Below are 8,491 nucleotides of genomic sequence, written 5' to 3'. Positions count from 1 at the left end.
CGATAGCTCAGTTGGTAGAGCAGTTGACTTTTAATCAATTGGTCCCGCGTTCGAGTCGCGGTCGGCCCACCATATTTGGAAAAGCTCAGTCATTTATTTGGCTGAGCTTTTTTTTGCTTAACGATTATTCATACCGTTTTATAATATGATATTGTGCAACTCATCTCTAAAACTTACTTTGTCTTTTTGGGCGTCCAAAATAACTTATGACGAATGGTATCTTTTACTGTGCGTTGATATGTTGGCGCTTGCTTAATTAACCTATCGAAGGTTACTGCATCAATCATTAATTCGCGCCCATGTGCCATCATCACATTAGAGGGCTGCAAATCTTTCACTTTTTGCAAAGATTTTATATAAGATTTTGGATCATAAATCGGAAATGGCGCTACGAATTTATGGCGCAGCTTAATAATTAAATCAGCGGTATAAATTTGCCGACTGGGTAAATGAAATAAGGAAAAATCTCTATCGGTATGCCCTGGTGTCTCCAACACTTGCCAGTCCTCAAACGCAGGAATAGCATCGCCCTCTTGCACCATCTTATCCGGATGAAGGTGAGCGGGATACCACAGGCGCTTAAACGGGCGACCTTGACGCTTAGCAACGTAATGTGCCAATCCCGTATCAACAAGATGCATCAGCTGACCACCGATACCGTGATACCACTGCAGCGGTTTATCTGCCGATACAATCTGACAGCCAGTAGCACGTCTTAATTGATGAGCGCCACCAGCGTGATCAGGGTGCATATGTGTGACCATCACAACTTTCAAATCGCTAGTAGGACGCTGTAGGGTGGTCGTTATATAACTCAATACCATGGGCACATCTGGGCGACAGCAGCCATCAAGGAGCAATAGTTTATCGGGATATACAGCTAAATAAATGCTCTGAATATAACCATCTAAGCGCACTATTTCACATAAACTCATGACCCATCCTTGCTCTGCATTTCGCTCTGCTGTCATCCATCAGTATTCATGACCTCATTCTATTAGCTTAGTATAACCTTGTTACTGTTAGCCACATTCATTTTGCATGAACGCAGGCGTTTATTGGTTAGTACAAATTAACCATAATAGTTAAAAGCATGATTTGACAATATAAATTAATCCTATCCGCTTATAACGCAAAAACTCAGCACGTTGGCTGAGTTTAAGAGAGACTATTAATAGTACTATGTACTTAAAATATGTACTTAAAAGCAGTTAAGCCAGATCACGCACCTTTGGCTCACGCTCCCATAGACGCGACTTCGCATTATCAATAAAGGCATCTAAATCAGCCAGTGGCGTGACAAAGCTGTCTTTTTCAATCGGAAGCTTACTTAAGATAAACTCATCAGTCGCCCCGCAATAGGCAATCGCTTTACAGTGTACATAGGCATCAGTAAACCAATCTAAAGTAGCACTGTCTTTAGCAAGCTTCTTCGCTTGCTCTGGCATAATGATACTAACAACTGCATCAAACATCACTGACGGACCTCCTGCTACGCGCTCATCGGCTTGTATAACAGTGTTATCGTCCAGCTTAACCTCTTTATTTGGTGCAATGATTTTAACGCTTGCGCCTTCTGTTTTTGATGCCTCTTCAAACTTCTTAATTTCGCTATGTTTTGATCCTTCTGCAACCAATATTCCAATCATGCGACCTTTTAACGTCTTAGGCGTACGACCAATCGTTTGTAAGACGTCAGATGTCGCCAAGTCTTGTATCGGTGCCGCAGCCTCTGCCGCTTCAGGCAATTGCATACCTAATGCCGTTGCCACCCGATTCGCCAAATCTTCATCAATATTAATCAGATGACCAAGCATGCGGGTACGCACATGCGCCGTGTCTACTTTACCCAATTCAAAGGCATAAGCAGAGGTAATGTGTGCTTGCTCAATTGGTGTTTGACTACGATAGAACATACGCGGCTGGCTATAATGATCCGCAAAGCTTTCAGCACGCACGCGACCTTTTACGCCATCATCTAGCGTCTCAGCGAAAGATGCGAAGCCTTTTTTAACACTCTCACGTGGACGCGTTGGATCAAGGCTTTGTGGCTCATACAATACGCGCGTTTTCGGCACTTGCATCTGCATATGACCATCTTGCTGATTATTGGCAAACGGACATTTTGGTGCGTTAATCGGAATCTGGGCAAAATTCGGCGAACCTAAACGTGACAACTGGGTATCTAGATAACTAAACAGGCGACCTTGTAGTAAGGGATCATTACTAAAATCAATACCTGGTGGCAAATGCGATGGACAAAACGCGACTTGCTCTGTTTCTGCAAAGAAATTATCCGGATAACGATTGAGTACCATTTTACCGACGATTTTTACTGGTACTAATTCTTCTGGAATCAGCTTGGTGGCGTCTAAGTGATCAAATGGAAATGCATTGGCTTCATCTTCAGTAAATAACTGTACGCCAAATTCCCACTCTGGATAATCGCCATTATTAATCGACTCAAATAAATCACGACGATGATAATCAGGATCAGCACCGGATATTTTTACCGCTTCATCCCATGTAGTCGATTGTACGCCTAGTACTGGCTTCCAATGGAAGCGCACAAAGGTACTTTTACCCTCAGCATTAATCAAGCGATAACTATGAATACCAAAGCCTTCCATCATACGCAGGCTACGTGGCAAGCCACGATCACTCATTACCCAAATCAAATTATGCATGGTTTCAGGGCTGAGTGAGACAAAATCCCAAAAGGTATCATGGGCAGATGCCGCTTGTGGAAATCCGCGATCTGGTTCAGGTTTGACCGCATGTACAAGGTCTGGGAATTTCATGGCATCTTGGATAAAGAAGATCGGCATATTATTACCAACGATATCCCAATTGCCCTCTTCGGTATAAATCTTTACCGCAAAACCGCGTACATCGCGCGGAGTATCTTTTGAGCCTTTACTGCCTGCTACCGTAGAGAATCGCGTAAATAAAGGCGTCTGCTTACCGGTTTCGCTTAAAATCTTCGCCGTGGTATATTCTTCTAAAGATTCTGTCAGCTCAAAATAACCGTGCGCTGCACTGCCTCGCGCATGGACAATACGCTCAGGAATACGCTCATGGTCGAAGTGATTGATTTTTTCGCGTAATACAAAATCTTCTAACAACGTTGGTCCACGTGCGCCAACCTTTAGCGAGTTTTGATTATCAGAAATTACCACCCCTTGCTGGGTAGTGAGCAGATTACTGTCATCATCGGCATGCTGATGGGTCTCACCCCCATGTCCACGTGTCGGATTCATCGTTTTGGCGGGGTCGGTATGATCAATATTTGTTTTCATTATCCATCCTGGCTATTATTGTAGTTGATTATAGATAAAAGACACTTGTTGCCATGATTACAGACAGGCTTATAGAAAAGTAAGAGTCTGTCTGTAATCATGAATAACGATTTATCTTAAGCAAAAAATAAGTTAACGTTGTTGATGTTTAGTTAAAAATTACATAGTTTAACAACGAGTTAGCAGAGCAGAGAATATCTAAAGTAAGATAAGGAAAAATAGAAAGACTAACACTGAGGATTTATAAGGCAGAAGGAAAATATTAATATTAGTAGGTAAGAATATGAAAATAAATCATTAAGCAAAAAGCGCATTTAAATAGTATTTTTTAACACGGTAGACGTAAAAACAATCCATAAGTAAAAAGACATCACACTGTCTTTTCAAACCCTAATTTTTCAAACACCAATAGCTGATTATTAGCAGGCATATCATGATTCGACTTTAATAGTAATTGATGCGCTTCTGCCAGCTCAATAATAGCTTCTATATCACGTATCCCACTACCAGAATCACGCTGGCGTAACATAGCATCAAACTGGCGATTACCAGCACTGGTATATCTACCCTGTGCATTGAATGGACCATAGACGATAAACTTTCCGTGTGCCGGTAACGCCTGTGCCGTTAAAGCAAATAGGTTTTTAACCAACGACCAATCAATGATATGCAGCGTATTTGCTGTGAATACGGCATCATAAGGCTCATGAATATCAGGGTTAAATGGTAATTCATTTTGGACTAAATCGAATATTAAGGGCGGATATAAATTAGGCGCAGGATAAGCCTCGTGCCATGCCTTAATAATGTCATGATTTGCGCTAATGTCACTGGTTTGCCATTTTAAATGCGCGAGTTGCGGGGCAAAATAGACACTATGTTGACCTGTGCCTGAGCCGACCTCTAGCACGTGACGCGCATCCTGTAGCTCTTGTTGTAAAATCGCCAATATAGGACGCTGGTTATTCTCACATGCTTGAGAAAACGGTAACGCCGCGCTTGTATTTACATCTGTATTACCTAGATTGTCATTGCTCATAGTTATCTCTATAAAAACTAATAGATACCCACCTCTACCCCAGCTGCCAGCGTCATCGCTAGCTCCTCGACTTGTTCAGTAAAACCTTCTTGCCAATCACCTTGTAAGATCAACGCCTCTTGAGTCCACATCCAGCGCAAACCTGTGACAATAGTTTCTATAGCGCGCTTGGTGCCCGTACCATCATGTCCTGCACGAACGTATAAGGCAAACGGCATGCCCTGCTTCTTCTCTAACACAGGATAATAACAGCGATCAAAGAAATCTTTGGTTAGCCCTGCCATATAGGCTAAGTTTTCAGTCGTGCCTAATAACAAAGCATCTGCCGCTAGCACATCTTCAGGCTGGGTATCTTGTGGTAACTTTAATATGACATTGATATCTATATCAGGATGATTGGCACCGTCATAAGCCGCTTGTGCTAGTTTTTTAGTATTAGGCGATGGTGCATGAGCGACGATAAGTAAGGTTTTGCTAGCCATATTAATCACCGTTATAGAGATTACTAGTCTTTGGAATCAATAGCTCTTAGAATTAATGGTTACTTTTTGAATAATATCAGGATGGATACTTTTCGCAACCGGACAAGTCAGCGCAGTGTTATAAAATATTTTTTGCGTCTTATCATCTAAACTTCGATTAAAAGTAATCGCGACATGTACTTCACTAACTCGTCTTGGATCAGCTGCCATAACTTTTGTCACTTCAGCCGTAGTGCCTGCAATATCAATATCCATATCCATATCACGAGCTTTGATACCGATAATGGTCAGCATGCAACTGGCTAAGCTCGTCGCTAATAAATCAGTCGGTGAAAAGGCTTCACCTTTACCCTGATTATCAACTGGTGCATCAGTAATGATTTCATTATTTGATTGCAGGTGAATAGCGGTAGTGCGCAGGTCACCTTGGTAGCTTACTTTCGATATAGTCACACTTTATCTCCTTAAATTGACTGCTTAAATTTTCTACAAAAGCTAAATTAATGTATCATGTTGGCACTTACTCTATAACCATAGCAAACAAAGTAATCTTTTAGCTATACCCATTTATTAATACTACAACAATATCCCAGTCTGTCATTAACTATGATCTTTATAGTAAAATACATTTAGAAGGTATAAAAATAATGAACATCTATGATCTCTCTGAATATCAGGTTTATAAATTGAAATCTATAGATCCTGCTTTAGGTTCAAATTGGCGTGAAGTAATTCAAGAGATATTGCCTCAGCTAAATAAAGAAAGCCAAGCTAGTGTGTGTAAAAACATTCTTGAACCTCGAGGTATTAATCACAACTTAGTATACAAACGTCCTGATACGCTAGAAAGTGTTATGAGGAAGATGACTACACAGAACAAAGAACTAACTAATATTGCTATTCATATGTCTAAGCTTATTAACTCAAAGCCTGACTCTTATCAGGCACTGAAATTGGCCGATGAAATTGAAGCCATGCTTGACTATTTAGACGGACTGGATGTCCAAGGTTCGCTTTTCGATCAAAGAAATCGAATCAATATTCGCACTGCTTTTCTATATGATCTAGCAGACTGGGTAGATAAAGTTGAGTTAATTATCGACGGTGGACTACGCAATCTCAACAATGATATTGTTAAAACCTATTTAAAAGAAGTATTTATCAAACAAAAAATACAAGGCAGAGATTTCCGTAGCTGGGACTCGACCGACTTGAGCTTTCAAGAATTAACTCACTTACCATCGTTGATAAAAAAAGAGGGTAAAGATAGAAAGTTTTTTGTTGTAGAAGGTCAAAACTATTGGTTCGTAGTAGGAATCGCAAGTCAACCTAATAATAACGCCTACTCATTCAGAAGGTTCCTATACGAATCGAGTAGCGGAGAAGGAGCTAATAAGTTTATTTACTTAACTCATCTGGTTATTAAAAAGGACAGTCTAAATAATAATGAATATATCAAACACGTGTCATATTGTATGAGTCGACTGTACACCCTAGATAGAGGAGTGTCTGATACAGTCTTAAAGTTTGTTCTTGAAGTTCAACATTTAAATAGAACCTACCTAACCACTCTATTAAAAAAACCACTTGATCAAGATGGTAGTAGTTCAGAGACTATTATCGCTAATAGAATGATCGACTACGAAAAACAACTCTCTATCCTAATTCTTAATAAACTCCCTAATGTTATTCAAACTGTAATCAATGATAAAAACGATCAAAATTTTTTATTTTATCATTTAGATCAATTAATAAAAAGAATGATTGAAAACAATCAAGATTTTAGATTACAGCCTTTAGCAATGTATTCTGAAAGTAGTGAAATTATGGTTATCAAATTAATTTCGTTAAGAAAACTACTCGATAATTTATGGGGTCTGTTTACTATAGAGCAAAAAAATATATTTGATTATGAAGCAATGATGGAAAATTCTTTGCTTACTGTTAAAGAAAAGCTAAAAGAATGTGAGGCTACTTTACAAGAAATTAATAATTTAAAAGAAGAATTGAATCATTATCTTAAAGTCAAACAAGAAGGTAGCTTTTGGCAGAAGATGAAACTAAGTAAGTCTCCAAGTTATACAGCAGAAGAAATAACAGAAATAGAATCAACCTTAAATCAAGATCTGTTTATGTTCATTATCCGCTTAGCTAAAAATAAGGCAGATAGTATTGTATATCCAGAGTTTGAATGCGAAATTATAATCAATGAAAGCTATAGACACTATGCTATTGCAGATGGAAAAATAGGTATTACTCGGCTTCCACGTATTCTACGTTTGCCTGAAAATAAAAGTAAGTTTACGTTTAGTAGTGTAGAAGATATGATGAATAATGATATCTTTAAACCTTCTAAGCCTTTCAAAGGTTAATATAGTTAACTCACAATAAAGCTAGAACAGCCATATCATGAAACAATTTAGGCATATTATTTTCTATCTAGCTTTGACATAGAAACTTAGCTTGTGTCTATTTATTTTCGATAGCGTTCAAGTCAGGGCTGTAAGGTGTTAGAAATAGCAGGGGATGACCGTGTCTGTTGAGCGGTCGTTGTACTCGTTTATGAAAGCTAGCATTATCCATTACGATCACTCACGGTATTTATAAGCGTGAAATAAGTATGTATATTCACTAATCGTAGAATATGTCGCCATTAATATTTCTGTTAAAGTAATCAAGTGCAAATAAGACTTTTCCATACAAGGCACCAATAACATTGGTGCGCTTTTTTGCTTGCCAGTTGTAGTTATCGATACAAGGTTTACCAATCGGTGCAGAGCCGTAAGCGTGAATGGTCACCGCTTTTATCCATACAAACAATAGAGAGAACTCGAACCATGAAGTAGTTAAGCTTACTGAAATAGTCAGGTCTCTTTACTGAGCAAGAGTTTAGATGCTCTAAGGTCTTTCTTTTGCTGACCTACAAGCGCTTTAAGGCGTGATGGAAGCCTGTTCTGCTACAGTTTAAGTGCTCAGCTCTTTCATACGGGTCATCATTAAAATTTTCTTTAAAATCATTGAGTAAAACTTCATCTATTATATTATGAGGCTAAGTTTGTCTTGTTGTTTGGCTATGTACGTCTCTCTTTCAGTTTTGAATAGTGGTTAAGCTGATAAGAACACAGTTCCTTGAGCTAGGGTAATTGATTTATGTTATGATTTTTTAAAAGAGCTTTGCTATAGTACTTTACAGATTAGCTCAATCTCGTAATATTCTTTGTAATCATCGACAAACTGAATCATTATCCAAGTTCATATGCAAAATGGGTTTATTTATTATAAAGTAGTAGCCTTGTCTGATCGTTCTTTAATATTAGAGATATAGACTAGTCTTTTCACTTTCATATTGTCTCAAAGCGTCAAGTATCGGACAATATAAAGACAGTTCAGAATCAGTTATGCTTAATAATTATATTGAGAATAGTGACTGCTAGCCCTATTTTTAAGATGATCAATCATATCAAATAGCCTTATACCTTCCTTACACCTAATAAGATGAAGCTGACAATTAACTATCCTACAAACGAAGTCATAATCGACTAGAAATCTGCAGCCAAAAAAAAGCCCCCTTTGCATATGCAAAGGGGGCTTTTAGAATAGAGAGCTGACGATGACCTACTCTCACATGGGCGAACCACACTACCATTGGCGCAAAGACGTTTCACTTCTGA

At 38.8% G+C, this 8,491-nt stretch carries 8 protein-coding genes; 1 reads left to right on the top strand and 7 read right to left on the bottom strand.

Translation table 11 applies throughout. The annotated features are described in order from the left end of the window. Positions 1-173: 173 nt before the first annotated feature. From AAEY78_RS11930 to AAEY78_RS11910, 5 genes are all read right to left on the bottom strand, one after another. Positions 174-935 carry an MBL fold metallo-hydrolase gene (locus AAEY78_RS11930; RefSeq protein WP_352339565.1) on the bottom strand — a complete coding sequence of 254 codons (762 nt, stop codon included), beginning with the start codon at positions 933-935 and terminating at the stop codon, positions 174-176. A 276-nt stretch (positions 936-1,211) separates the two neighbouring features. Beyond that, entirely contained in the window at positions 1,212-3,299 is a 2,088-nt protein-coding gene (locus tag AAEY78_RS11925) for a catalase (protein ID WP_352339564.1), read from the bottom strand. Between the two features lie 370 nt (positions 3,300-3,669). Beyond that, on the bottom strand, positions 3,670-4,338 hold the full coding sequence (locus AAEY78_RS11920) for a DUF938 domain-containing protein (protein ID WP_352339563.1): 669 nt from the start codon (positions 4,336-4,338) through the stop codon (positions 3,670-3,672). 17 nt (positions 4,339-4,355) lie between these two features. Then, positions 4,356-4,820: a flavodoxin family protein gene (locus AAEY78_RS11915; protein WP_352339562.1), complete on the bottom strand. Its 465-nt coding sequence runs from the start codon at positions 4,818-4,820 to the stop codon at positions 4,356-4,358. 36 nt (positions 4,821-4,856) lie between these two features. After that, positions 4,857-5,273, bottom strand: a complete 417-nt coding sequence (locus AAEY78_RS11910) for an OsmC family protein (protein ID WP_352339561.1) — start codon at positions 5,271-5,273, stop codon at positions 4,857-4,859. A 194-nt stretch (positions 5,274-5,467) separates the two neighbouring features. On the opposite strand from AAEY78_RS11910, the gene AAEY78_RS11905 reads away from it, so the two are divergent. Further along, complete coding sequence (locus AAEY78_RS11905; protein WP_352339560.1) at positions 5,468-7,192, top strand: hypothetical protein; 1,725 nt, start codon at positions 5,468-5,470, stop codon at positions 7,190-7,192. A gap of 97 nt (positions 7,193-7,289) precedes the next feature. On the opposite strand, the gene AAEY78_RS11900 is transcribed toward AAEY78_RS11905, so the two are convergent. Together AAEY78_RS11900 and AAEY78_RS11895 are read right to left on the bottom strand one after the other, a co-directional pair. Then, positions 7,290-7,403, bottom strand: a complete 114-nt coding sequence (locus tag AAEY78_RS11900; protein ID WP_352339559.1) for a transposase — start codon at positions 7,401-7,403, stop codon at positions 7,290-7,292. Between the two features lie 48 nt (positions 7,404-7,451). Then, complete coding sequence (locus tag AAEY78_RS11895) at positions 7,452-7,619, bottom strand: hypothetical protein (protein WP_352339558.1); 168 nt, start codon at positions 7,617-7,619, stop codon at positions 7,452-7,454. Positions 7,620-8,491: the final 872 nt, after the last annotated feature.

This window comes from Psychrobacter sp. 16-MNA-CIBAN-0192, from assembly GCF_040309565.1.
Taxonomy (GTDB): Bacteria; Pseudomonadota; Gammaproteobacteria; order Pseudomonadales; family Moraxellaceae; genus Psychrobacter.
Note: the sequence above shows the minus strand (reverse complement) of the source record. Positions and strands in the feature narration are given on the sequence as shown.